Raw genomic sequence first — 24,557 nt, 5'->3', positions numbered from 1 at the left:
TACTACCATCATCATGTTTAAATGATGATGGTTTTTTTATGTTTAAGTGTCTCATTGTGTTTGAAATAAGTACAATTCGAGCTCAAAATTAAAGAAGTCGCGATAACCAAATGCCGTTCTCTTGATGACCTTGATTAGATTATTTGTTCCTTCGAGTTTTCCGTTCGAGTAAGGGTAATTTAAAGCATTTGTTAAGTGCTTTTCTTGCTTCGTGAAGGTTCGCAATGCTGTTTTAATTTGACTAGAAATTGCAGTATGCTCTTGATGGAGTAGTTTTGAGAATTGTGCAGCATTACGATGCTTAACTGCCTGTTTTAATTGCTGACAGAGCCAATAGGTGTTCTCGAACTCTGCGGATAGTCTGAGTAGATCATCAATGACCCGAGTCTCGGTCATCAAATAGTTATAGCCAATGAATTTACGATAATTCTCTGTATCTAGTTTAGTATGTGCAGTTAGAATCAACACCCAAGAATGTTCCAAACGTGTATGGTACTTAGGATTATCTTTCATTATTTGAATGCGTATGGAGTTGAGAGCATGGTTGATGTGTTGAACAATATGGAATCGGTCTGCGATGATTTGAGCATTGGGAAAGCACGAGTGAATGAATTGGATGTAAGGTTCATTCATGTCGATGCTGATTGTCTTAACATGAGCTCTAATATCGCTAGGATAACGATAGAAATAGCTCTTTAAGAAGCTCAAACGTCTGTCCTGGACGATATCAAGGATTCTCCCGCTCGTAGCATCCATGTAGATAAAAGACATTTTATGATGGACAGACTTTACCGATGTAAACTCATCAAAAGACAGGTGTTCTGGTAGATAGTTGTAGTTAACGATAAACTGATCATCAAGTTGATGAATCCACTGATTAAGGGTGCCGTGAGATATATCGTGCCTTTTCGCAATGTCCTTTATGGGTATTTTGTTTTTGGCACCGAGTATCGCAGCGTAATAAGTGTTCTTAGAAATAGTGTGTCTAAACTCGGTCAACTCAGTTTGAGCACAGAATGTTATGTTGCAATGCTTGCAGAGATAGCGTTGTTTCTTAAGACGTAAAATAGTTTTTCGGTTCGATACACATGGGAGTTTGATAAGCACTATTTTTAGATCCGTTCTTGGTGATATCGAAGTTGAAGTTTATAACACCGCAGTTTTGACAGTGTTCAGGAGTAGGCGGTGATAGTTTGGCATCATAAACAAGCGAAAGAACACCATTGATAGGTAATTCAGAAACACAATTATTTGAGAAAATTACATTTGGATCTTTAATGTTGAGTGTAATACGTATAGAATTAGAGATGGACATAGATTCAAGTACCTTTCTTTTGTGTAGTAACTCTAGTATAACGTATTTGCCATCTATGTCTTTTATTATGTCTAAAACTAAACAAGAAAAAAGTGTTGATGATTTCTCACCAACACTAGAATATGTAGAACCACATATTATTGACTTATTTGTTATGATTTTACTGTTTTTCTGCCATCCTTGTTAGAATCTTGGGGGGGCGATGAGTATGGTGTGGCTCTCACCATACTAGACCTGGTAATAGCAGAACAGTAATTTTTGTGTTGCAAGGCAATATTCACAACAATAGGGTTATATATTAATTGTGGCACATTATTGTTCTAATAGATAATATATGTAGAATATTGTATAATTAAAATTAAGATTTCTAGGAGGAAAGAAAATGATTAACAACTTTGAGGATATCCTGAGATACTTAGGATATACTGAGTCCGAGAATATCCTTTATAAACGACAAATTTCATCATCAAAGTTGTCAATTCATAATAAAAGAGTTCTTGAAATTCTAAATCCTATGGCTGTATATATTGCCAATAATGAACCGCTTGTGATTTTTTTTGATGATCTAATAAATAAAAAGACAGATGACAATATTGATAACAAATTGTGGAACTCACAAATACCATTTATTTTGTCAGATAATGGTGATCACATCGCGATATATTCTTCAAGAAGTATATCTATAAATCAATCGGGAGTGGTTCTAAATGAGATTGATAGGATTAGAAAAGATGGTCAGCAAAACGAAGATTATCTTACAAATGAGTTAACGTATTGGAATATAACAAATGAAGTTTTTCTAGAAAAATATGACACACAGTTAACAAAAAAACCTATGAATGACTATCTACTGGATAATCTTCGTTATTTAATTAAAGTACTGAGAGATGAATTTCATTTAGATTATGCAAATAAGATAGTTCTAAGATTGCTGTTTATAAGATATTTGATTGACAGAGGAATTGATATTGGTTATGAAGGATTAACATCAAACACAGTGACTTCCAGAGATAATTTCATAAAAATTATTGGTAATAGAGAGATATTGTATGATTTATTTGAATACCTGAAAAACAAATTTAATGGTAGTCTTTTTGACATTTCTCAAGAAGAAGAGATTCATCAAATTGAAAAAATGGTATTGTCAAAAATCCAAGAGTTTTTTTCAGCAAGTGTACGAATGCGTGATGGACAGTATAGTTTGTTCCAGTTTTATGATTTTAATATTATTCCAATTGAATTGATTAGTAATGTATATGAAGTGGTGCTTGGTAGTGAGAAGCAAAAAAAGGACAAGGCATTCTATACTCCTGAGTATCTAGTGGACTTTATGTTAGCCGATACAGTAAAAAAACATCTGTACTCAAACAAAACATCAAAAATAATTGACCCATCCTGTGGTTCTGGAATTTTCTTGGTTAAGTCACTGAGACTTATTCTTGAAAAAAATGCCGAAAGCGATGGTTATATTTCTGATAACATCTTGTTAAATGATTTGGTCACTGAAAATATTTATGGTATCGACTGCAATGATGAAGCCATTGATGTTACCATTTTTTCGATTTATGTGACATTATTTGATTTTAAGAACCCCAAAAAACTAGATGGATTCAAATTTCCTAACGTTAAGGGAAGTAATTTAATAACCTCAGATTTTTTTGATGAAGCAATAGATAAATTATTTGAAAAAAATAAATTTGATTTTGTACTTGGGAACCCACCATGGGGCAAGGTTGCAGCCCAAACCAAATATTTGAACTATTTCAAAACAGAAACTGGCTTCGACGTTCCTGATAAGGAGATATGTGTTTCATTTATGATAAGGCTTAAAAATATACTTAAGACAGGTGTTTGTAGTCTCATCATCCCATCTAAGATTCTATACAAGGATCGCAAATCTTCTAAAAAAATCAGGGAGATTTTTTTAGAAGAAACAACAATTGATAAAGTAGTGGAACTGTCGTCTGTTAGAAAACAGATTTTTAAGGATGCTGTAGCACCAGCGACAATTTTTACTTTTACTAATAAAACTACCGATATTGATCCAATTAACAATAAAATATTATATATATCGATTAAACCAAATAAATTGTTGAACTACTATAACTTAATCCTGATCGAACCTGATGATGTTAAATATATTAGGCAAAAAGATTTACTTGTAAATGATTGGGCTTGGAAGACCATGGTGTATGGTAGCTATTGGGATTTTGAAATAGTGGGTGATTTATTGAGTAAATATAAAACAATTGAATTATTGGCGAAAGAGGAAAAACTGCAAATTAAAAATGGAATTCAAACTACAGGGGGGGATCCAAATCCATCTTCTCATTTAATTGGGAAAAAGTTATTAATTTCAAAGAACGCAATTGATCATTTTTATCTTGATGGCTCCAATTTTACATTGTTTGAGTCTGAATTTATACACAGACCTAGAGATCCAGAACTGTTTGTTCCACCTTATGTTCTTTTCAAGAAAGGGTTAACTTCAGATTTTACGCGTCGTGCGGCTTATAGTGAAGAAAGTTATGTTTATCGAGACAGTATTAACTGTATCAAAGGAACGGAAGACCAAAAAGACATTTTAAAAAATATTACTGGTCTTCTCAATTCTTCCTTATATGCTTATTTAAATTTTCTAACTGGATCATCTACGGGCGTTGAGAGAGAACAAGCCTTTCTAAATGAGTTGAAACAACTCCCGTATCTATTTGATGTTGAACTTGTAAAGCTAGTAGACCAACTGACCTTGGATTTCAAAGATGGTTTAAATTATAATGACAAACAAAAGGATTTAAAAGACTTTAATGACAAAGTTCTAATGATGTTCGGTTTGTATAAAAATCCATTTGTTGAATACATTTTAGAATATCAAATACCAAGAGCATCCGGGAAACTGACATCTAACTCAAAATCATCTGATCAGGAAAATTCAAGGTATAATGATATGTTTCAAAGTACTTGGGTTGAAATTCTGGGAAGTGATGTCCCTATAAACACCTATATGGCAGACCACATAAATGATAAATATAATATTTTTGTAATTGATTTCAATATAGATACCCGAAATAAATTTATAAATATTGACAAACAACTTGTTGATATTATAAGCAATAGTAAAATAAACGATGTATTTTACCAAACGAAGAATATAATTGAGTACAAGGATAATAGTATATACATAATAAAGAAAAACTATTCAAAAAATTGGCATTTGTCGCAAGCTATTAGGGACTGTAACGAAGTGATTGAAGCGATACTTGTGGAGAATCAGACATATGAATCTTAATATTAAACTTATAAACAGCGTAACCAAAGCGTTTACTTCGAGAGTTACAAGTTATGTTATTACATCATGTGAGTCTCTTTCTACAGAGTATATTCGTAACGGATTGCTTATTCCTAACAACGAAAACAAAATAAGAAATGTTCTTCTAGAAGATTTTCTAGACCATGAAGACCACAGACGAAAACACAAAATGAAAGATTACCGTTTTGAGCCTGAGACCCAAGAAAACTATGATAGCGAAATTATGGATTACAAAGGGAGAGCAGATATTAGGGTCAAACTAAAGCGAGATTTCAGTAAGAATGACGCCTATTATATTATTGAATGTAAAAGACTAGATGGAAAAAAACAATTGAATAAAGAATTTGTAAAAGAAGGTATAAATCGGTTTACAAATGGTAAATACTCGTCATACTACCACCAAAGCACAGTACTTGGGTTTGTGGTTAGTCAAAGTCGCAACCTTGGATCAATTTATAACGAAATAATTGAAATTCAAAAATTAGAGGGCATTGAAAGCAAGCAAATTCAGATTAAGAACAAAGATAATTACTTAAATGCCATCCGTTACTTAGATAAACAAAAACTTAAACTGAATTATATATTGTATGACTTCTCAACTATTATATGAAATATAAGTATTAAATAAAAATAAATATTGAAGCTGGAATCAATTTGTTGCTGAGTTATATGTATCTAATCAGATTGCACCAAAATTGCACTTTTGTATGTCTTATATCGCTTTATCCACTCTCATAAGTCCTCAGTTTGGGTCATATCATCGTAATAATGGCGAACGAATCCACTGAGAAACAATGAAAACGTGATATAGTTATTTCAATTAGCAACTCATCCAGAAAAGTGATTGTATGATTTAGAAGAGGCACGATAAATCATAATATTTTGCGAAGTCTGATAGCTCACAAACGAAATGTAAACATCTGTAGAAAAATGAGTGTGATTTTTTGATTAATAAACTTATAAAGTCTACATTAGACTGTTGGAAAAATGGATATAGCATTAAATCTTTATGAAGTTAACTTCAATCATTCTTGAGGTTAAGTAAAAGGAAATTAATAGGAGCGCTTCATTATTTCGCTAGGAAGGTTGGGCTAACAGTGTTATTGAGCTATATATTATTTTCAATAATTTGCTATCTTGTAATAAGCTATTGGTATAGGTACGTAATTAAAAAAGAAGTAAGTCATGTGCTTGAGTATAATCCAGTTTTGTCAAAACTAGTGAAAGGAATATTTCATCACACAAAACATAATTTTAAGACTGTGTTTAGTTCGATAATCTTCGGTTATAGTGCAAATGATGAATTAGAAGATATTCGAGTAGAACTTGTATATTTTCAAAAAATAATTGGCTATGTAGCTTTAGTGATTCTAGAATTATTAATTATACCAGTGATTACAACATTTTTTCTTAGCAAAGTAGGAAATGAAAGTATTCTGGGCAAGATAATTTTATTCATTGCTTTGTCTGTTGTGAATGCTAAAATAACCTATAGTATGATGAAAGAGTATGCAAAAGGGATTTCAATCGTAATTGCAAGATCATATATTATTATTGATTATCTCAATGAAAATGAAGACATAATAATAAATAATATAAATATTAAACCAAGAAAAAGAATAGAAAATAGCGATATTTTTAAAATAGCTGTATTAGTAGTATGTCTCCCATTTATATACATTGTTATATTTTTGCTTCAAAACTGGTTGGATGCAATTTCTTCCAAGTTAATAGAAAGCGAATATTTTCCAATTTTTTCCATTATGTTTGTAGTTGTATATTTACTCTATAATCTAATAAAACCAATAATTGATATTCGTAAATCTTCTAAAAGTGTTTGTAATGAAGCTGAAATCAAATTCAATGATTTAAACTATTGCTCTTTTGAAGAAAGAATTAGGGAATACTGTAAAAATGCTGGAATATCTAAAGTAACGTTTAAAACTTACAAATTAAATTCAATAAATGCATATGCTAATGTTGAAGATTCGACAATTTCGATCAGCACAGGTCTCTGGAATCATTTAAGTTTGATTCGTGAATATGAAGGTGAAATAGTAATGGATGACATTCTAAATATGCTTATATGTCATGAAATTGCTCATTTGAAGTATAGAGATGCTAAATGGATACCAGTTAAAAGTAGACTTTCAGCTACAATACTATTGATTTTAATTGTGACATCGATGATGACGATAATTGGTCTAAGCAAATTACAAAATACACCAATGGTAACAGCACTCATATACATAGTTTTATTTCTTTGGTTGATATTATTTTCTATCGGTCCAACAATTTCATCACCCAATTACTGGGCGCAAATGGCTGAATTAAGAGCAGACAATTATAGTTTAAATATAATTTGCAAACCTGAGACAATTGGGCTATTTTTTAAGACATTAAACCAATTTACGATGGACCAGAAGACAACTGAAGTGCTAAATCGCGAAAAATACATCTATAGAAGATTTAAGAGAAATCAGTATCCAGATTACCATCCTAATGCTGTATCTAGGAACACATATGCTCGCGCAAATTTAAAATGGAAAAAGAGCATATATGTTCGACATTTGGTTCAAATACTGTTATGGAAGCTTGATAATAAGGGGGTAAATGGAATATAAGGATTGTATTATAGTTTGCTTGCTTCTTCAAATTGTATATATTTTCACTCTCACATGGATCTGTTTGTGCTAAATTTCACTATGTAAATGAACTGATTTTCGGAATTTTAATATAATTGAGAAAGAAAGTTCAAATAGGAACTTTTTTTTGAACCCAAACCGTGCCCTTAACGAACACGCAGTCGTTTATTGGTAATAATATAACTGGACAAAACTGAAGTTTTTATGTTATACAGTAACTATATATGAGGAGGGGACCCCTATGAGAGCGCACAAAGTGTATGTTTTTAGAGTATCCGCTTTTCCGATAATAATGACAGTGGTAATGTTACTCATGACAGGATTCAATGTTAAGGTCATGGCTGATAGTACACACAATCTTAGAATTGAACATGTCGATGATTTGGGTGTTTTAATTACTGACCCAGAGTATCGTACAGGTAATGTTGGGGATCAAATTATAGTTGCGCCGATTGTAAGTCCTTATTACCAAAATCGAAGTCCAGTCGCTTATACATACACCGGTGACTTAGATCAAGTATTGCGAATTGAGTATCGCCAGAATACATACAATGGACCACCGCAATTTCGGAGTTTGTATGCTGATACATTGACTGGTCATACACCATTTCAAAATAGTACAGCTGAGTTTGGTGGAAATATTGTGTATACAGAGCATGCAGATGAGCGCCTAAATTTAAGTTATGCAGAGTATGGAAAGTATATTAAAATGCAAAATAAGGTTGCAACTGCAATTTTAACGCTTCCACCGGGAAATAAGTTTACGATTAATCCAAATCCGAACACCTATGTCTATCTAGCAAAAGATGATCTCTATTATGAGATGATCGAAGGTATGGATCCGGATTATCTTGATCTCGCAGAAAATGGCATTATTCCTGAGTATTTCTATTCCACTGACAATGGTGTTAGCTATGATCCAATTGATCAAGTATCAGTTAATGATGCAGTAACACACCTTTACATTCGAATAAAATTCTCACAAGACTTATTGAATGATGGTGGAGCAGTATTAGGTAAAGACTCCTTATCAATAATCAGTAGCTTTAGTCTGACTATGAATCGTGATGCTTTATCACCCTCGGAAGCGCAGGGTGATGCTCCAATTTCAGGATGGAAATATCGAACATCTTTGATTCGGAATACTGTGAATATTAACACTAATGTTCGCGTAAGCTCACCAACGCTCAGCGGAATTGTGCGGACACATGCTACCGGTTCAAATGATTGGGAGAATGCCACACCTTATGCAGGAGTAGGGGTTCAATTATACGAAACAATAAATGGTGCTGATACTCTGGTCGCTGAAACGCAAACAGATAATCTTGGTAATTATCGATTTGATTATCCGTTCAATAAAATCAACAATTTGCGGGTTGTCGTCTTGAAGGACGGCTATGATTCTATATTTAGTTTCAAAGAGAATGCTGAGTTAAAATATGAATTGGGAAGTCGCATTGAGATTGGCGATTTAAGACTTTTACGCGATGTGGTTCAACCTACGATTGACTGGAAAGACGGTCAGCAGCCATTGCATCATATTTCAAATCTGAACTTTATGCTTCAGAAGAAACCGCTCCAACAGTACACCTTGTCCTTTGACAGTCAAGGTGGAACTTCGGTTGCTCAACAAACTGTAGAAGAAGGGGGAACGTTTATTCTACCATCGATTCCCACACGTCAAGGATACACATTCCAAGGATGGTATTTGAGTCCAACTGCAGATGCTCTTTACGATTTTAATCAGGGTGTAAGTGATCATGCATTTGTTTATGCCCGATGGTCATTAATCAAAACTGATACAGGGGCGGTGAATCCAACAAATCCTGCTAAACCAGTAGATAACCCCGACTCAATTGTTCCTAAACCCGAGAATACGAAAACATTGAGTGCGGATTCGCTGCCGCCGACTGCAGTCCCACATAATCATGTTGGAATGACGGTTGCAATCGTTGGTGCAATACTGCTTGAGATTAACTACCTCAAACCACGGAAACGATAGAGACAAGTGAATATAAAGAAAAGCGTGAGTACAGACTTTAGAATCTGTACTAACGCTTTTTTAACTCAATTCTTCGTTGTTTATAACTTCCATACCCATGCCCCGTACTTATTCATACGCCAGCCATTGTTTGAATTTCCTAACAATGAATTGCAATACTCGCATTCAAGTTGTGTCGTTGCGGTTATTGGTGCACCACAATTTGGACAATTTGAATCAATCTTATTTGTGTTGTCAGATGTTGTGCCACGATCCCTTACAAATTCAACACTGTAAGCACGCTGGAATACAAAATATTTCTTACCGCTGAGTAACGATTTTGTTTTATTATTGATTACATAATCGGTCAATGATGCGTTTACGCGAACGGTGATTACTTCTTGATCACCATCAATGCGATAATTTGATAGTGTGATATTACGGACTTCTTGTTGTGATAATACGTTGCGCTTTCCTGATCGTATGTAGTCATTAATTTGAGTCTCATACATTTTAAATAATGAATCGGTTGTTAACGGGCGCATTGCTTGAGTATCAAGGTTTGACCATGCATCTTGAACACCGACAAATGTTGTTCCGACAAAAGACTTAAATTTTGAAGCGGAGAATAAAGGGTCGTTTTTTTGGATTAAGTCCACAGTTGATACTTCATCAATGTGCTCGTAATTAAATCGAGATGGGCTGTAATCGTTTTTGTTTTCGCGATCACTTTTAAGAAATATGATAACTCCATAAGAAATAAGGCCGACCAAGAGCAGTCCCGAGGGTCCACTGCCACTACTGCTTCCACCTGAATAATAGCTGGAACTTCCTCCAGACCAACTGCTGCTTGAGCTTCCGCCTGAACTGCCGCTAGAACCACCGCTATCTCCGCCACCAAATCCGCCTGAGTTGCCGACATCGGCTTTTATGGAACTTGGGGAAATTATGAATAATGCAAATAAAACGAACGTGATTCTTAGCCAACTTGATTTTCTCATAGCAACTCCTTATTTCAATAGTAAGTCAATTATACCATACTCAACCGAGGATGGCTTTACCAGATGTACGTATCCTCAATGGTGTCTTGATTTACACTCCAATAATCTTTATGCCATGTAACTGCAGCCATACTCATACGTAATTCGAATCCAAATGTTCTCCACCATTCTTTTTTAATTCAATCAAAGTTGATAACACGAGTAATCGATTGAGCTCAAGTGTACAAGACTATAATCACTCTGCTACCTTCGCTATTTGCGATTGAACAGAGTGAATTAGAGATAGTAATTCTCGCCGCGATAAAAGGAAATCTGTGTTATGTTTCTTAGATTCCTTGACAGAAGACAAACGCGCTATAATGATACTAAGAATAAAACTAATTCTAGAAGGCGATGACGTGAGTTGTTGCAAGGTATCTTAAGATAAGAGTCATAGGAGAACAAAGAATGAACGTTTAAAATTGCAGATTTTGAAGGTGGATTTTTAGGACCCTCCAATTATGTAAAATTATCTGTAAATACGAATGAAATGAGTATTCGTTTTGTATAAAGTAAAGCTGGTAGACACTATGTTTTTGATGAACCCACTTTCGGTCATTTTGAAGAACAAGAAAGCACATTATCAACGTTGCAGGTGTAAGCATTTCAGACTGAACTAAAACATATAAATCTCAAGAATTGGGACGAGGAATACATGGATCCTTTCATTTTAGATGGAACATAATTGCAGATAAAAATTTACTGTGAAGATGGTAGTGTGAGGGAACTATTCGGATCGAATGCGTATCCTCCGCAGTGGGATCAGTTTGTATCCGTTATAAATCTTTACATTGGCAAGGAACTCTTTTAAGCATGATATGAACCCTTGCGGTTTCATTACATTAGGAGTGATTTTTGATCACGATTGAGTTTGCTCGTAGTCGCAATGATGACCAATTCTTCGAGCGCTGCAATGAGTGCAACAATACAACAAATAGTCAACGCGAGCAAATAGAAATGTGCTTGTGTCAAGATAGGCAAAAAGAAAACTAAGAGTCCAGAAGCCTTGTTGGCAAGAGTATGAATGAATACAAGAGTTTTAAAACGAACGTAGCCAATTGTGATTGCAATGAGACGCGTAAATAGAATGATTGAAAGAAATATATATTGTTGGGGGAGTGTTAGGGTTGGGATGAGAATCGTGGCGATGAGTAAATACATGAAGAAATCAGCAATGCTGTCCAACGCGGCGCCGAGTTCGCTGTGAGCATTGAACTTACGTGCTATAAATCCATCCAGAATATCTGTTGAACCCATGAAGAGATACAAGGGTAAAAAGTACGTTGAGTTTATCGGTAGAAAGCATACGATAAAAACGAGAACAATTCGAAACAAGGACAAAATATTCGGAATTTTGCGGATCATAAGACACCTCACTGGTATTTGATAACTCTATGGTATACTAAGTAAAGAAAAGAAACGAGGGTAAAACTGATGAATTCATGTATTTTTTGTAATATCCCTAGCGAAAACAAATTGATGGAAACACAGAACTTCTATGTTCTATTTGATATCAATCCTGTCCAAGAAGGGCATCTTCTGATTATATCAAAGGCACACATTATGAATGTGGTTAATCTGGATGAAACGATGTTGTTGGAACTTGGGAAACTTGAACAGTCTTTAGTGACGATTATTGAAGCAAATTTTGATGTTTTAGGAGTTACCCTAGAACGAAATAATGGAAGAACAATGATGGCGGGGACACATTTCCATGAACACCTCATACCACGTTATCCCGGTGATAAGTTTTTTGATAATCAAGAGATTGTTAAGTTTGAGCTTGATACAGATCGTTTGAAAGCATTAATCATCGAGAATTAAGAATTTTATGTGTATTTATGAAAAAAATCTATGCGCGACATGGCCCAAGATGCTAGAATAAGAAACGTAGAAAACAATGTTCTTCATGTGGTTGCTTATAAACTAAGAAATGGTAAAATGGTCTATGGTAATCAGTGGGGTCCATTGCATATAGAAAGGTTGTTTACTTATGGAAAGAAAAGTTGGAACAGTTTCAAGGGGAATTCGTTGCCCGATAATTCGTGAGGGTGATGACCTCGCTGCGATTGTTACAGACAGTGTAATATCTGCTGGTGAAAGTGAAGGGTTCCAAGTAGGGGACCACGATATTATTGCAATTACAGAATCTATTGTTGCACGTGCGCAGGGGAACTATGTTCCAGTGGAAGCAATTGCAAAAGATGTTGCATCAAAATTCGGTGATGACACTGTTGGGGTAATTTTCCCAATTTTATCCCGTAATCGATTCTCTGTATGCTTGAGAGGGATTGCAAAAGGTGCAAAGAAAATTGTTTTAATGTTGAGCTATCCATCCGATGAAGTCGGGAATGAACTTGTAAGTATCGATCAAATTGATGCTGCAGGGATAAATCCTTACAGTGATGTATTGACACTTGAATCCTACCGCCACCATTTTGGTGCAACAATTCATCCGTTTACAGGGATTGACTATGTTGACTACTTTGGTGAAATCATTACTGAAGTCGGAACAGAAGTAGAAATAATCTTTTCAAATAATCCCCGTACGATTCTTGACTATACAAAGAGCGTCCTTGCATGTGATATTCATTCCAATGCACGTACAAAGCGAATTCTAAAGGCAAGTGGTGCAGAAAAAGTATTTGGACTTGATGACATTGTCACTGAAAGCATTGATGGCAGTGGCTATAATGAAAAATATGGTTTACTCGGTTCCAATAAATCAACAGAAGACTCTGTCAAACTCTTTCCACGCGATTGCTTTGACTTGGTTGAAGACATCCAAGCTCGAGTATTAAAACAAACCGGAAAACATATTGAAGTCATGGTTTATGGTGATGGTGCATTCAAAGACCCAATGGGAAAAATTTGGGAACTTGCGGATCCAACAGTTGCGCCTGCGTATACAGCAGGACTTGATGGAACACCAAACGAGCTGAAACTCAAATATCTTGCAGATAATGATTTCAAAGATTTGAGTGGTGAACAGCTTCGCCATGCAATTTCCGAGGAAATAAAGAAAAAAGGCGATAATCTAGTCGGTAATATGGCGGCACAAGGAACAACGCCGCGTCGTCTTGTCGACCTTATTGGATCACTGTGTGACCTCACAAGTGGTTCTGGTGATAAGGGAACTCCAATTGTGTTTGTCCAAGGTTACTTTGATAACTTTGCAAATGAGTAATAATTAAGAAGGACATTGTCCTTCTTTTTCACGTGTGAAATAGTTATTAAAAATTGACAAAATCTCACAAGTTTAGGAAAAATCTAAGCGATTTCATAACAATTAAACGTCAAGGCAATAAAAAAAGAGAATCCGTTAGAATTTGCAGAAAAAATATGTTATGATGTAAAAGATAGTTAAGTGAAGTAATAATTTATATTTAAATAGTTATTTCATTCCTAATGATCTGGAATGGAGGTAAATAGATTATGGAATCAGGAAAAGTAAAATTCTTTAACGCTGAAAAAGGCTACGGCTTTATCACAACAGATTCAGGAAGAGATGTATTCGTACACTTCTCAGGAATCGCTGGTGACGGCTACAAATCCCTTAACGAGGGTGACGTTGTTGAGTTCGACATCGAACAAGGACAACGTGGTGATCAAGCAGTCAACGTTCGCGTTGCTTAATTGACCATTTTAAGACCATCCAATGGATGGTCTTTTTTATTACTCATTGGGATAGAGTAAGCTTTGATTATGTGAATGTGTTTAAGGTATAATAGAAATACAACAATATGGAGGAAGTATCATGGGAATTATTAAGGCAACGTTTAAGGCAATCTCTGGTAACTTGAAAGACCAGTGGAAAGAGATATTTGAAGCCGATGATATGGGTGGCACAACGGTGTTTACACAAGGTGTCAATATCAACGGCAGCAAAAAGGAATACTCAGTAATTACCAATAAGTCAATTATTCATGTTTACGATAACCAATTCATGATTTTAACAGATGGTGGAAAGATTATTGACTATACAGCCGAACCAGGCTATTACACGGTTGATAACGAATCCGCGCCTTCATTCTTCAATGGAGAATTTGGAGCGTCTCTTAAAGAAACATTATCACGTATTCAATTTGCGGGTGTTCCTTCTGCAAAGCAACAAGTATATTTCATCAATCTTGCGGAAATTCGTGGCGTAAAGTTTGGAACACGCAATGCCATAAACTACTTTGATAATTTCTATAACTCAGAGTTGTTTTTACGATTACATGGAACATATTCCATTAAAATTACCAATCCAATCAAGTTTTACCAAGAGGTTGTCCCACGTAATGCACAGTCATTAGATTTTAATACGATTTCTCAAGACTTTGTCAGCGAGTTCTTAGATGCATTACAAAGCTCAATCAATCAACTTTCTGTTGATGGCGAGCGCATTTCTCATGTAACCTCAAAGAGTCGTGAATTAAGCAAATATATGGCACAAACTTTGGACGATGAGTGGAATAATACCCGCGGATTCGAAGTATTGAATGTCGGTATTGCGAGTGTTTCCTACGATGAGACATCACAAGAACTCATCAACATGAGAAATAAAGGAGCAATGCTTTCCGATCCAACAATCCGCGAAGGATACGTACAAGGTTCTGTTGCGCGTGGTATGGAGTCAGCAGGTGCTAATGATGCAGGTGCTGTGACTGGATTTATGGGAATGGGAATGGGCGCAAACACAACTGGTGGTATGGCTGCAACATTCTCAGAAAATAACAACCAACAAATGCAACAAGTAAAAGAAGAAACCCAAGCACAAACTCAACAAGCAGAAACTCCAAAGTGGACATGTTCAAATGGACACGGAAACACGGATAATGCGAAGTTCTGTTCCGAGTGTGGAGAAGCACGACCAACAGTTAAGTTCTGTTCTGAGTGCGGTGAAAAGGCGATAGATCCAAGTGCGAAGTTCTGCTCAAATTGCGGAACTAGCCTCGCATAATATGGCAACCTATACAAATAAGTGCCCAAACTGTTCGGCAGGGTTAATCTTTAATCCTGCCACCAACACGTTTGACTGCGATTTTTGCAATTCCACTTTTACTGTCGAGGAACTATCCCATGAATCTGTGGAACCGAAAAATACGAAATCTTCGACATCAAGTGCTGTTAAAGAAGCTTACGCACAGGCAGTTGAGCAATACAATTGCGATAACTGCGGTGCTGAAGTAATTTGCGATGCCACGATGACATCAACAACCTGTGTATATTGTCACAATCCTGTTGTGCTAACAGGAAGAGTCACTGGGGACTTTGCCCCGATAAAATCATTCCTTTTAGTATTGATGAAGCGACCGCACAGACAAAACTTGCAGCGTGGCTAAAAACATACAAATATGCAAAGAAGAGTTTTGTTAGTCAGGCTCCGGGACAACTGAAAGGTGTGTACTTACCTTTTTGGATTGCATCCGGCGATTTAATGGGTAAAGTTGATACAACCGGTATCATTAGAAAATCAGTTCGTCTGGGTGATTATGTAAACACAACAACAGAGACCTATCGTGTGAAGCGTACCGGTAAGTTAGACTTTAATGATCTCGTGTTTAAAGCAATTGATAAAAAATCAATGGATATTATCACTGGTGTCTACCCGTTTGATTTGAAGACGGCTGAGCCGTTTACAATGGATTACTTATCAGGTACGTTAGCTGAGAAACGTCAGTTTGAAAAAGAAGCGTTTGAGGCTACCACGCGTACATCAGTTCGAAATTCGCTAACAACTAACATGGTCAATGCATTGAGACAATTCGATTCAGTGAGCAATCAACATGTTGCAATCAGTGATGAAGATACGATGTGGGAATATACATTGTTACCTGTTTGGCTCTTCACCTATGATTTTGAGAATAATCCATATTACTTTGCGATGAATGGACAAACCGGTAAAATATTTGGCCGTGTACCGTTAGATTCAAAACGAGCACGAAAACAAACATGGCTTACGATTGCTGCGATGGCAATTCTTGGCTTTCTTGTGGCGGTGATATAATGAAGAAACTATTTACACTCTTATTTATGTGTCTTTTTTTTGTATTCACAACACATACTGTACGTGCCGAAACTCAAGCTGATGATGGGGTTCGTGTCATCGATGATGCAAGAATTATCACAGAATCAGATGTCGCAACACTTCAGGCTGAAGTTGAGGCATTTATCAAGCACCATAATATGGATCTTGTAATTGTTACAACCAATGATGCTCAAGGGAAAACATCAGAAGCCTATGCGGATGATTATTATGACTACAATGGTTATGGTATTGGAAGTGATTACTCAGGTGCATTAATTCTTGTAGACATGGATAACCGTATGGTCTATATTTCTACAACAGGACGTATGATTAATTATCTTTCTGATGAACGGTTGGACAGAATTCTTGATCATATGACACCGAAAGTTTCAAAAGCCAAGTATACAGATGCCTTTCAAATTGCGCTCACTGATATTGGAACATTTGTAGAACTCGGATTTGATGATGGATCAAATACGTTTCCTGAAAAAGTAAAAGAGGAAGTTGACCCTATTACAACCACTCTTGGAGGAGCCGCGACAGGCGGAATTATTGCCTTCTTTAGACGGCGCTCACTCACTAAGAAATACAATCCCACAATCCCAGGATTTAATCTTGCATCCCATTATAACGCGGAGTACATGCCTGGGGAAGCAGAGACTGAATTGATTGATACGAATACTTCATCTGCATATTCTCCACTTCCAAGAGCCACGTATCGTTCGAGTAGTGCTACCCGTTCACGATCTAGTGCACCACGCAGTACAACCCATCGTTCAAGTTCTGGACGAACACATGGTGGTAAAGGACGCGGATTTTAGTAAAGAGAGTCTCACGCTTCGTAAGAAGGTGAGACTCTCTTTATTTTAGACTCAATAGGGAATACGCAAGCGCACCATGAAGCAGGGCAGCAAAGATGATTTTCAGTTGGAAAGTGCGCTTCTTTGTTTTGTGATGAAAGAGCGTACCACCCATTAGAATTCCAGGAAAGCCCCCTAAGAAAGCAAGATATACAAAGGTGATTTCTGAGATTCGCATGCGATGTTGTGTTGCGTTGCGTTTATCGAGTCTCATGAGTAAGGTGGCGAGTATACTTAAACAGATTACAAATATAAGATAATACTTCATGATCCCTCCGCAATGTGTTTTTGAAATAGTATCATGTTGGTATCAAAAAGTAAAATTAAAAGACATGCATTATTCCACCCAAGATCCCAGCAAGTACAATTAAGAGAATGGGGTTTGTATCGTATTTATAGTGTATGGTGAAAACACCAAAAATGATTAAAAGTGATTTCCAGTTAATTTCAATATTTCGCCACGCATTCATTGACTCAATTCCGAATGCACTTGAGAGAAGAAGAATAAAGCCAACGGCAAAGATAAGTCCAACTGATGCTGATTTAATGTGTTCAAGAACACTGTTAAGAAATCTATTTTCTTGAATGGTTTGTTCGTACTTCATAAATATGGGAACAAAGACAAGCGATGGAATGCTAACTGCCAATGTTGTGACCAGTGCCATGATGTACCCACCATACATCTGTCCTACATACGTTGCAGAGTTGATTGCGATGGGACCAGGTATTAATCCATCGAGTACATTAAGGTCGGCAAACTGCGCTGCTGTCATCCCAAACACTTGTGATTCCTCATAAATTAGAGACAGCATGGCATAACCTCCACCAAACCCAAGAAATCCAATCTTAAGAAAGGTAAGAAACATTGCTATAAGCATGTTGGCTCCTTTTTGACTAAGATAAGCACAAATCCTATAATGCCTGCAGCAGCAATAAGTAATGGAGCGCTGACAAGATTGAGGACTGTGAGACCAAAGCAAAGGATTGCGACAACAATCTGCAGCGTGGTTTTTAGACTGTGTTTGGCGACACCCAATGCGGCAGTAAATAGAAACGCTGTAGAGGTTGCGCGAATTCCGGCAAGAACACTCAGCATGATCCCTTCTTGCGGTAGGAGTTGATACAGAACGGTCGCAATTGACATGAGCACATAGGCAGGAAATATTGCCCCCAATCCAGCTGCAATCATTCCTGATGTTCCATTAATTTTCTTGCCAACGAAACAGGCATTATTCAATGCAATCACACCTGGAAACGTTTGCGCTAAAGCTGAATATTCGTACAGCGTCTGCTTATCCATAAGATTGTGTTTATCGCAAAGTTCGCGTTCTACAAGTGGGAGCATTGCCATACCTCCTGAGAAAGTAAATGATCCAGCCATTAAATAGACTTTAAATAGTTTGATATTTTTATTCATTCGAATTCCTCCTATGCATGAGTATAGCAAGAATATACATTGACTAAAAATACATATATAGTAAACTTATTATAACTGAAAGGTTATGATACTTATGAATATGAGACAACTTGAAATATTCCTCGCTGTCAGTGAATCCTTGTCAATCACAAAGACAGCGCAAATGTTATATCTATCGCAACCGGCGATATCAAAAACAATTCGCGAACTAGAGGAGGCAATTGGAATTCAACTGTTTGATCGCATTAATAACAAACTCAGTCTTAATGAGTCAGGAAGGGTGTTTAGGATTAAAGCAATGCAACTGATGGCGGATTATGTTGCGTTGGAGAACTTTAAGTCAACAGGAGTTGAATCTGTGCCTTTACGCATTGGTGTAAGTTTAACCATCGCAGCAAACTCTCTTGATCCTGCAATCACGTCATTTCGCAAAAAGTATGCAGATACTCCTTTGAAAATATACTGTGAGAATGTGAAACAAATACAAGAAAGACTTAATTCCGGTGAAATAGACATCGCTTTTACTGAAGGTTTTGAATCCAATGTATCATACTATCAAGAAGTTCTCTCACAGTATAAGTTGTATATTGTTGGCAAGCCGAAGATGATACAGGAACTACAGACATTACCGTTGCGAGAGTTTCTACTTAATACGCCTTTTCTACTTCGAGAGAAGGGCAGTACGCTACGTGACTGTTTTGATGAGGCAACACATCAAATTGGTATTGAAGTCGTACCATTTATTGAAAGCATCAACACTGAGGTATTGACCCAGTCTGTACAGAGTGGCTTGGGTGTTACCGTCCTTCCTGAACCCTTTGTAAAACCATTGCTTGAATCAGGAGTACTGAATCGCATTGAGGTTGGTAATCTCTCAATGAAGACCGTTAACTATGCTGTTATGATGGCAGGAAAGACCATATCAGAAGTGCATCGAGAAATGATTGATTGTTTTAAATTTTCCGAGCAAAAGTAAAAATAACCCCGCAAGTGACACGTAAGAATCTTTGCGGGGTTCAGTTTTATTTTTTAATATTTAGTTTGACTTCTACACGTTTCAAGAAGTTATCAAATGAGATGAAGTAGTCACCATCGCCATCATAAAGTACATGCATGAATGCACTAACTTCAACATCAGGACGCAATGCTTTGATGCCAGCAATTGAGTAAACATCGTTATCTTCTGCATCTGAGAAGTAGTGATAAACAGAACTTAGTGTTACGCCTTGTGGACCATATACATCAACACTGAAGCTATTGAGACCATTAACCTCTTTGGACACATTCTTTACTGTTACGGGGATTTTAATGACTTCAGCACCATTTAATTCAGAGAATTGGTTTTCAAGAACAGTAAATTCGTAGCCTTCGTTAAATTTAATCTCCAACCCATCAAATTCAACAACGCTACCAAATCCAGGTTCTTTTTGTTTGTCTTTCTCTTTTTCCTTCGCGTCTTCTTTTTCTTTCTCAGCTTCTTTATCTTTATCGTTATTGTTCGCAGTTTCGTTTGTTTCTGGTTTTTTATCGTCTTTCTTGTCATTTCCCGTTCCAAGGGCATTACCGATACCACCGATTACGACGAAAGCAACAAGAGCAATGAACCATGCTTTCTTATAAAAAGGCTTCTTTTCATTACCTTGTGTAAGTTGTTCTAAATCTTTGTTATTTTGTTCTATCATTTCTTCCTCCATTGTACACATCGTACATATATAATGATTTGTTTGATTTAATTACAATTTGGGGCTTGGCCCTGTGCTTTGAAATTGTCCTCCTCCAATAGTAATGTACATCTATGTTAAGACACGGATAGATAAGATAAAGGAATCTCTGTACTTAATCAGATACAATCAGATTCGCTCTTTCTAAAACTCTATCCGGTGTTGTGTCATAGAGAGCGCAAAGTTCAATGAACTTTGAAAGTTTTATTTCGTTTACGCCTTGTTCCCAAAACTGAACTGACTTGTGTGTGATGCTCATTTGATCAGCAACCCCACGTAGTGTCATCGATGATTCAATACGCAACTGATACAAAACCACACCAAGTTTTTTCAGATCTAACCTTGTCATAAACTACGCTCCTTTGGTACTGACAATACAAATATAGCGTATTAAATTTACGAATTCATTAGCTGATAGCTTAATAGTCAGTCATCGTATTATTTTTAACCATGGCTATTTGCTAACGTACTATGATTGCAAGTGGGTAATATACAATGAGTAGTAAATTATGTATAATTTACTTATGAGAAGGGTTGGGTAGCTTCAATGAAAAAAATTATGCATGTTTCCCCGTTTGTCTTTGCGATAATCACCTTGTTCTTGTACAGTAGCTATGGTGAGTATAATTCGAGTAATCAGTTATCAACGATGGTATTTGTAGTGATTCCTGCAGTATTAGTTCTACTATTGCTTGGTGTTGGATACCTTATTGGTTTGGTTGAAAATTTGCGGAAGTGAGCACCCAAGTGTAATTCGGAACTATCGTTGATATGCCATGGCATGTTAACGATAGTTTGATTATGAGTAATGCCTGAGTGATAGATTAAAGGAGTATACTATTATGGAAAAGATAACAATTACGTTAACAAAAGAGGAAACGCTTGTACTCTACAATTTATGTTATCGTGTTAGTGAAAATGTGGCATGTTTCGAACACAAAGCTGAACAAATGGTTTTATGGTCCATTGAGGCACAATTGGATAAACTGCTTATTGAACCCTTTAACGCAGATTATCTGAATACAATTGAGAATGCCAAAGAACATATCGTAAAAACAAAATAGAACCTCTGCTAAATTAAGTGGAGGTTCTATGCATAATATAGTAACGTAATAATCTAACAAGCGGCTAATCAGTATTGAGAACAAAATAATCTCAATGTTATTAAATCTCGAAGCAAAATTAATTTTTATCTTTGCGATCCTTAAATGTTCATTTAGTCAGAACCACTAAATCATTGACATCATACTTATTGAGACCAGGCAATGATTTTTTATATTTCCAACATTGGATAGCATCATTTAAGCTATAATCATTATTATCAGCAAAGAAGTCGCGAATGTAGGTGTTATATTCGAACTGTTTATCAATTGTTGTTTTCGTCACTCTTTTCTCTGCTTTTATCCTTGTGTAAGCAGCACAAGCATCTTGATATGTTTTACCTGCATTGCTTTTTAGCCAGGTTTGAAATGCTACATTAAAGGAAAAAGTAGTGCCCAATTGTTCTTTAAAGAATGCTCGATGAATTTCGGAGCATTTTATATTTTCTTCGATTAGGGAGTCCAAGTTAAGGTTTGTTACAAGATTTTGAGATGACTTACATGACTTTTGAGTGTGCTCGCCGGTTCGTAAAAATACTTCAATGCGGTGTGTTATTTCTAGCTTGCCACCACTAGTTTGCAATCCGTTCCTGCGGCAAAAATCAACAAGCTCCTCTTTAAGGTAATAGAAGTCAAGGAATTCTTTAGGTGATAGTTGGTCTGTAAGGTGTGGACGAGTTTTCATGAGCTACTCCTTCGTATATCTATTAAAATAAAAACCATCATTAAATGATGGTTAAATTAAAGTTTGGTGCGGGCGAGAGGACTCGAACCTCCATGCCATAGGCGCTAGATCCTAAGTCTAGTGTGTCTGCCAATTTCACCACGCCCGCATTCATATGTAATGCTTATAGATTATAACAACCATTGTCGTAAAAGGCAATAGTTTTTAGAAACAAAAGTTTAAAAAAATAGAGCGAAATAAATCGCTCTATTTTAGATGAAAATAATCTTAAGATTACCAAAGGAGACATCACCATAAATGGTTAAAGTTGGGCCATCTTTGTGAGCTCTGTTGAAGTCATCATCGATACCACCCAGTGTTGTTGATACATTGTTAATGACATTCAGATCGGAAGGAAGATACAGGACGATTTGACCGAAGTTACAGTCGACATAAAGCTTAGAACCGTTTCTATTAAATGTTGATTGATCAAAGTATACACGAAGCGAGCCAAAGTTATTTTCAATGGACCCATCCGTAAAATTAGTGGATCGTACGTAACGTGTTCGGTCGGTAAAGTTTGCACTAATACGAACCTTTTCGTTGTTGGAATCTTCTTCGTAGGTTGCGCGGGAATCCTTTTCTCCACTGGAGTCAGAATTGGTCTCAGTAAAACTGGCTTCTACGAAGTCGTCATTTTTTTTTGAATAGCCAAAGTTATCTTCACTACGGTTACTATAGTCGTAGTCGTTGTAATCGTTATATTTGAAGACACGTACTCGAGGGCGTTTGAATATCATTTGCAATCCAATGCTCAAGAGCAATCCCGCAAATGTCATTTGCCAAAAACTAGGATCAAAGTTAAAGAACTTGCTGTTTATGTACAATGCATATGTTAGCGGCATGACAATCCCGAAAAAATTCAAGCTTGGTAGATTGCTGATGGCAAAAATAACAAGCAGTGCGGTTAAGAATAAGTTAAAGACACTTGTTCCCAGTGTGAAGAAGTTAAACATTTGACCAAATAGGGCGACAGCTATTACTGTAAAGAATAGGCCCCAAAATAGATTTCTTTTTTTCATCATAAACTCCTTTCATCGAGTTTCTTTTTCAAGAGTGAGAAATACATTCTTGAAACATACGATACTTTGTGAGTATCGAAGAATTGAATGCATCGTGATGAGGTTAGGTTACGCTCAATGGATGCGATGTGTTGTGTATTCACAATCGTTGATTTAGAGATACGCATAAAATTGTTGGGGAGTAATGCTTCAAGCTCATACAAGCGGTACTTCGTACGATACGATTTTTGCTGTGTATGTGCATATACATTATCAACCTCAGTTTCGAAGAAGAGAATGCGATTAAGATCGATGGCATGTTCATTGCCACGTTCTTCGACTAAAATCTCTTGACTCTGCAATTTCTGAATCATGGACTCAATCTCTGGGGTGAGCTCACGATATTCGATGATGATATCTTCTTCTAAATCCGGATTCTCAAGGATACGAATCTTCACGGGCTCACCTCCTGACTCAATAATATCAAAGTATCCAAAAAAGTTAAGATATTGGGTGCAAGTTGTAAGAATCACTTGCTAAGTTGCATTATTTGCGATTTGAGCGTAATAAAGCAATCTCTTGGGCGTAACCTTCGTCATCGTCTTGGGGTGTTTCTAGGTAGAATGGTAAGTGACGAAGTTTAGGGTGGTTGATGATATTTACGAATGTTTCGAGACCGATTGAACCCTGGCCAATTTTTTCATGACGATCCTTATGAGAATTAAAAGGGTTCTTACTATCATTAATATGAATGGCATGGAGTTTATCCAATCCAACAATGCGATCAAATTCTTGAATAACACCGTCGAGATCATTCACAATATCGTAACCGGCATCATAAATATGACACGTGTCCCAGCAAACGCCAATTTTTTCTTTGACTTCAACGCGTTCGATGATTGCTTGTATTTCTTCAAATGTTCGTCCGACTTCAGAGCCTTTTCCTGCCATTGTCTCGAGTAGAACGATTGTTTCTTGATTGGGATCAAGAACACGGTTCAACATGCCTGCAATCATCTCTACAGCGGGCTCAACACCTTGGCCAACATGACTTCCGGGGTGGAAATTGTAGAGACTGCCCTTGATGAAACTCATACGATAGATATCATCACGCATCACTTCTTCCGCATAGGTGCGTGTATAATCCTTGTCGCTACATGCATTCAATGTATATGGCGCATGGGCGAGAATGTGTTTGAAATTGTTTTCCTTTATAATGACATTGAGTTTCTCGACATCATCAAGATTAAGGGGTTTTGCCTTACCACCACGTGGGCTGCGTGTAAAGAACTGGAACGTATTTGCTCCTACAGCAAGGGCTTCTTTACCCAATGCTTCGTAGCCTTTCGAAAATGATAAGTGACATCCGATATAAAACATAAATTACCTCCATTGTTATCACTCTCATTCTACCATAATCATTAGGGAAG

Annotated in this window: 26 protein-coding genes and 1 tRNA gene; 14 read left to right on the top strand and 13 right to left on the bottom strand. The window is 36.5% G+C overall.

Features of this window, described 5'->3' with window-relative positions; translation table 11 throughout:
* Positions 1-51: 51 nt before the first annotated feature.
* Positions 52-1,107 (bottom strand): ISL3 family transposase, encoded by a 1,056-nt coding sequence (locus G7062_RS09825; RefSeq protein ID WP_166065748.1) that lies wholly within the window; start codon positions 1,105-1,107, stop codon positions 52-54.
* Positions 1,108-1,697: 590 nt separating this feature from the next.
* Here G7062_RS09825 and G7062_RS09820 point away from each other — a divergent pair.
* The 4 genes from G7062_RS09820 to G7062_RS09805 all read left to right on the top strand — a co-directional run bounded on the left by G7062_RS09820 (position 1,698) and on the right by G7062_RS09805 (position 9,272).
* Positions 1,698-4,604, top strand: a complete 2,907-nt coding sequence (locus tag G7062_RS09820) for a class I SAM-dependent DNA methyltransferase (RefSeq protein ID WP_166065747.1) — start codon at positions 1,698-1,700, stop codon at positions 4,602-4,604.
* The gene (locus G7062_RS09815) at positions 4,594-5,235 is read left to right on the top strand and encodes a hypothetical protein (protein ID WP_166065746.1); all 642 of its coding nucleotides are present in this window, start codon (positions 4,594-4,596) and stop codon (positions 5,233-5,235) included. Before G7062_RS09820 ends, G7062_RS09815 begins: the two co-directional genes overlap by 11 nt.
* A gap of 577 nt (positions 5,236-5,812) precedes the next feature.
* Entirely contained in the window at positions 5,813-7,249 is a 1,437-nt protein-coding gene (locus tag G7062_RS09810) for a M48 family metallopeptidase (RefSeq protein WP_166065745.1), read from the top strand.
* A 262-nt stretch (positions 7,250-7,511) separates the two neighbouring features.
* Positions 7,512-9,272 carry an InlB B-repeat-containing protein gene (locus G7062_RS09805; RefSeq protein ID WP_166065744.1) on the top strand — a complete coding sequence of 587 codons (1,761 nt, stop codon included), beginning with the start codon at positions 7,512-7,514 and terminating at the stop codon, positions 9,270-9,272.
* Between the two features lie 80 nt (positions 9,273-9,352).
* Here G7062_RS09805 and G7062_RS09800 read toward each other — a convergent pair whose 3' ends face one another.
* The gene (locus G7062_RS09800) at positions 9,353-10,252 is read right to left on the bottom strand and encodes a TIM44-like domain-containing protein (RefSeq protein WP_166065743.1); all 900 of its coding nucleotides are present in this window, start codon (positions 10,250-10,252) and stop codon (positions 9,353-9,355) included.
* An 876-nt stretch (positions 10,253-11,128) separates the two neighbouring features.
* On the bottom strand, positions 11,129-11,656 hold the full coding sequence (locus G7062_RS09795) for a CDP-alcohol phosphatidyltransferase family protein (RefSeq protein WP_166065742.1): 528 nt from the start codon (positions 11,654-11,656) through the stop codon (positions 11,129-11,131).
* A gap of 66 nt (positions 11,657-11,722) precedes the next feature.
* Here G7062_RS09795 and G7062_RS09790 point away from each other — a divergent pair, with 66 nt between their 5' ends.
* The 7 genes from G7062_RS09790 to G7062_RS09760 all read left to right on the top strand — a co-directional run bounded on the left by G7062_RS09790 (position 11,723) and on the right by G7062_RS09760 (position 17,125).
* Positions 11,723-12,115, top strand: coding sequence for an HIT family protein (locus G7062_RS09790; RefSeq protein WP_305792292.1), 393 nt, complete (start codon positions 11,723-11,725; stop codon positions 12,113-12,115).
* A 169-nt stretch (positions 12,116-12,284) separates the two neighbouring features.
* Positions 12,285-13,478 (top strand): coenzyme F420-0:L-glutamate ligase, encoded by a 1,194-nt coding sequence (locus G7062_RS09785; RefSeq protein WP_166065740.1) that lies wholly within the window; start codon positions 12,285-12,287, stop codon positions 13,476-13,478.
* A gap of 248 nt (positions 13,479-13,726) precedes the next feature.
* Entirely contained in the window at positions 13,727-13,927 is a 201-nt protein-coding gene (locus G7062_RS09780; RefSeq protein WP_166065739.1) for a cold-shock protein, read from the top strand.
* Between the two features lie 121 nt (positions 13,928-14,048).
* On the top strand, positions 14,049-15,236 hold the full coding sequence (locus G7062_RS09775) for an SPFH domain-containing protein (RefSeq protein ID WP_166065738.1): 1,188 nt from the start codon (positions 14,049-14,051) through the stop codon (positions 15,234-15,236).
* A gap of 127 nt (positions 15,237-15,363) precedes the next feature.
* Positions 15,364-15,618: a hypothetical protein gene (locus G7062_RS09770; protein WP_166065737.1), complete on the top strand. Its 255-nt coding sequence runs from the start codon at positions 15,364-15,366 to the stop codon at positions 15,616-15,618.
* Between the two features lie 95 nt (positions 15,619-15,713).
* Positions 15,714-16,283, top strand: coding sequence for a hypothetical protein (locus tag G7062_RS09765; protein ID WP_166065735.1), 570 nt, complete (start codon positions 15,714-15,716; stop codon positions 16,281-16,283).
* Positions 16,283-17,125, top strand: a complete 843-nt coding sequence (locus G7062_RS09760; protein WP_166065734.1) for a YgcG family protein — start codon at positions 16,283-16,285, stop codon at positions 17,123-17,125. Before G7062_RS09765 ends, G7062_RS09760 begins: the two co-directional genes overlap by 1 nt.
* 40 nt (positions 17,126-17,165) lie before the next feature.
* Here the strand turns inward: G7062_RS09760 and G7062_RS09755 are convergent, their stop codons facing one another.
* The 3 genes from G7062_RS09755 to G7062_RS09745 are packed head-to-tail and all read right to left on the bottom strand — an operon-like array spanning position 17,166 to position 18,581.
* Positions 17,166-17,432: a DUF1294 domain-containing protein gene (locus tag G7062_RS09755; protein WP_166065733.1), complete on the bottom strand. Its 267-nt coding sequence runs from the start codon at positions 17,430-17,432 to the stop codon at positions 17,166-17,168.
* Positions 17,433-17,487: 55 nt separating this feature from the next.
* A complete protein-coding gene (locus G7062_RS09750; RefSeq protein WP_166065732.1) occupies positions 17,488-18,042 on the bottom strand; it encodes a chromate transporter in 555 nt (184 codons plus the stop codon).
* Entirely contained in the window at positions 18,033-18,581 is a 549-nt protein-coding gene (locus G7062_RS09745; RefSeq protein ID WP_166065731.1) for a chromate transporter, read from the bottom strand. The genes G7062_RS09750 and G7062_RS09745 overlap by 10 nt, the downstream gene beginning before the upstream one ends.
* A 94-nt stretch (positions 18,582-18,675) precedes the next feature.
* Here G7062_RS09745 and G7062_RS09740 point away from each other — a divergent pair, with 94 nt between their 5' ends.
* The gene (locus tag G7062_RS09740; RefSeq protein ID WP_166065730.1) at positions 18,676-19,557 is read left to right on the top strand and encodes a LysR family transcriptional regulator; all 882 of its coding nucleotides are present in this window, start codon (positions 18,676-18,678) and stop codon (positions 19,555-19,557) included.
* Positions 19,558-19,603: 46 nt separating this feature from the next.
* On the opposite strand, the gene G7062_RS09735 is transcribed toward G7062_RS09740, so the two are convergent.
* Complete coding sequence (locus G7062_RS09735) at positions 19,604-20,263, bottom strand: hypothetical protein (protein WP_166065729.1); 660 nt, start codon at positions 20,261-20,263, stop codon at positions 19,604-19,606.
* Positions 20,264-20,417: 154 nt separating this feature from the next.
* A complete protein-coding gene (locus G7062_RS09730) occupies positions 20,418-20,651 on the bottom strand; it encodes a helix-turn-helix domain-containing protein (RefSeq protein WP_166065727.1) in 234 nt (77 codons plus the stop codon).
* Between the two features lie 198 nt (positions 20,652-20,849).
* On the opposite strand from G7062_RS09730, the gene G7062_RS09725 reads away from it, so the two are divergent.
* Together G7062_RS09725 and G7062_RS09720 are read left to right on the top strand one after the other, a co-directional pair.
* Positions 20,850-21,041 carry a hypothetical protein gene (locus G7062_RS09725; protein WP_166065726.1) on the top strand — a complete coding sequence of 64 codons (192 nt, stop codon included), beginning with the start codon at positions 20,850-20,852 and terminating at the stop codon, positions 21,039-21,041.
* 103 nt (positions 21,042-21,144) lie between these two features.
* Positions 21,145-21,366 (top strand): hypothetical protein, encoded by a 222-nt coding sequence (locus G7062_RS09720; protein WP_166065725.1) that lies wholly within the window; start codon positions 21,145-21,147, stop codon positions 21,364-21,366.
* A 148-nt stretch (positions 21,367-21,514) separates the two neighbouring features.
* On the opposite strand, the gene G7062_RS09715 is transcribed toward G7062_RS09720, so the two are convergent.
* The 5 genes from G7062_RS09715 to G7062_RS09695 form a co-directional block, all read right to left on the bottom strand.
* Entirely contained in the window at positions 21,515-22,087 is a 573-nt protein-coding gene (locus G7062_RS09715) for a DUF6434 domain-containing protein (RefSeq protein WP_166065724.1), read from the bottom strand.
* A 64-nt stretch (positions 22,088-22,151) separates the two neighbouring features.
* Positions 22,152-22,235: transfer RNA gene (locus G7062_RS09710), tRNA-Leu, on the bottom strand.
* Between the two features lie 103 nt (positions 22,236-22,338).
* Entirely contained in the window at positions 22,339-23,148 is an 810-nt protein-coding gene (locus tag G7062_RS09705; RefSeq protein WP_166065723.1) for a hypothetical protein, read from the bottom strand.
* Positions 23,148-23,585 carry a LytTR family DNA-binding domain-containing protein gene (locus G7062_RS09700; RefSeq protein WP_166065722.1) on the bottom strand — a complete coding sequence of 146 codons (438 nt, stop codon included), beginning with the start codon at positions 23,583-23,585 and terminating at the stop codon, positions 23,148-23,150. Before G7062_RS09700 ends, G7062_RS09705 begins: the two co-directional genes overlap by 1 nt.
* Positions 23,586-23,673: 88 nt before the next feature.
* On the bottom strand, positions 23,674-24,507 hold the full coding sequence (locus G7062_RS09695; RefSeq protein WP_166065721.1) for a deoxyribonuclease IV: 834 nt from the start codon (positions 24,505-24,507) through the stop codon (positions 23,674-23,676).
* Between the last annotated feature and the right edge of the window lie 50 nt (positions 24,508-24,557).

Origin of the sequence: Erysipelothrix sp. HDW6C (genome assembly GCF_011299615.1) — a bacterium.
GTDB lineage: Bacteria > Bacillota_I > Bacilli_A > Erysipelotrichales > Erysipelotrichaceae > Erysipelothrix.
This window is presented reverse-complemented; position numbering and strand designations above follow the sequence as displayed.

Coding starts and splice junctions, on each gene's coding strand:
- G7062_RS09765 (WP_166065735.1), top strand. CDS start 15,714: ATGGGTAAAGTTGATACAACCGGTATCATTAGAAAATCAGTTCGTCTG.
- G7062_RS09775 (WP_166065738.1), top strand. CDS start 14,049: ATGGGAATTATTAAGGCAACGTTTAAGGCAATCTCTGGTAACTTGAAA.
- G7062_RS09800 (WP_166065743.1), bottom strand. CDS start 10,252: ATGAGAAAATCAAGTTGGCTAAGAATCACGTTCGTTTTATTTGCATTA.
- G7062_RS09745 (WP_166065731.1), bottom strand. CDS start 18,581: ATGAATAAAAATATCAAACTATTTAAAGTCTATTTAATGGCTGGATCA.
- G7062_RS09780 (WP_166065739.1), top strand. CDS start 13,727: ATGGAATCAGGAAAAGTAAAATTCTTTAACGCTGAAAAAGGCTACGGC.
- G7062_RS09750 (WP_166065732.1), bottom strand. CDS start 18,042: ATGCTTATAGCAATGTTTCTTACCTTTCTTAAGATTGGATTTCTTGGG.
- G7062_RS09820 (WP_166065747.1), top strand. CDS start 1,698: ATGATTAACAACTTTGAGGATATCCTGAGATACTTAGGATATACTGAG.
- G7062_RS09715 (WP_166065724.1), bottom strand. CDS start 22,087: ATGAAAACTCGTCCACACCTTACAGACCAACTATCACCTAAAGAATTC.
- G7062_RS09755 (WP_166065733.1), bottom strand. CDS start 17,432: ATGAAGTATTATCTTATATTTGTAATCTGTTTAAGTATACTCGCCACC.
- G7062_RS09795 (WP_166065742.1), bottom strand. CDS start 11,656: ATGATCCGCAAAATTCCGAATATTTTGTCCTTGTTTCGAATTGTTCTC.
- G7062_RS09805 (WP_166065744.1), top strand. CDS start 7,512: ATGAGAGCGCACAAAGTGTATGTTTTTAGAGTATCCGCTTTTCCGATA.
- G7062_RS09725 (WP_166065726.1), top strand. CDS start 20,850: ATGAAAAAAATTATGCATGTTTCCCCGTTTGTCTTTGCGATAATCACC.
- G7062_RS09815 (WP_166065746.1), top strand. CDS start 4,594: ATGAATCTTAATATTAAACTTATAAACAGCGTAACCAAAGCGTTTACT.
- G7062_RS09760 (WP_166065734.1), top strand. CDS start 16,283: ATGAAGAAACTATTTACACTCTTATTTATGTGTCTTTTTTTTGTATTC.
- G7062_RS09740 (WP_166065730.1), top strand. CDS start 18,676: ATGAATATGAGACAACTTGAAATATTCCTCGCTGTCAGTGAATCCTTG.
- G7062_RS09695 (WP_166065721.1), bottom strand. CDS start 24,507: ATGTTTTATATCGGATGTCACTTATCATTTTCGAAAGGCTACGAAGCA.
- G7062_RS09785 (WP_166065740.1), top strand. CDS start 12,285: ATGGAAAGAAAAGTTGGAACAGTTTCAAGGGGAATTCGTTGCCCGATA.
- G7062_RS09730 (WP_166065727.1), bottom strand. CDS start 20,651: ATGACAAGGTTAGATCTGAAAAAACTTGGTGTGGTTTTGTATCAGTTG.
- G7062_RS09720 (WP_166065725.1), top strand. CDS start 21,145: ATGGAAAAGATAACAATTACGTTAACAAAAGAGGAAACGCTTGTACTC.
- G7062_RS09735 (WP_166065729.1), bottom strand. CDS start 20,263: ATGATAGAACAAAATAACAAAGATTTAGAACAACTTACACAAGGTAAT.
- G7062_RS09705 (WP_166065723.1), bottom strand. CDS start 23,148: ATGAAAAAAAGAAATCTATTTTGGGGCCTATTCTTTACAGTAATAGCT.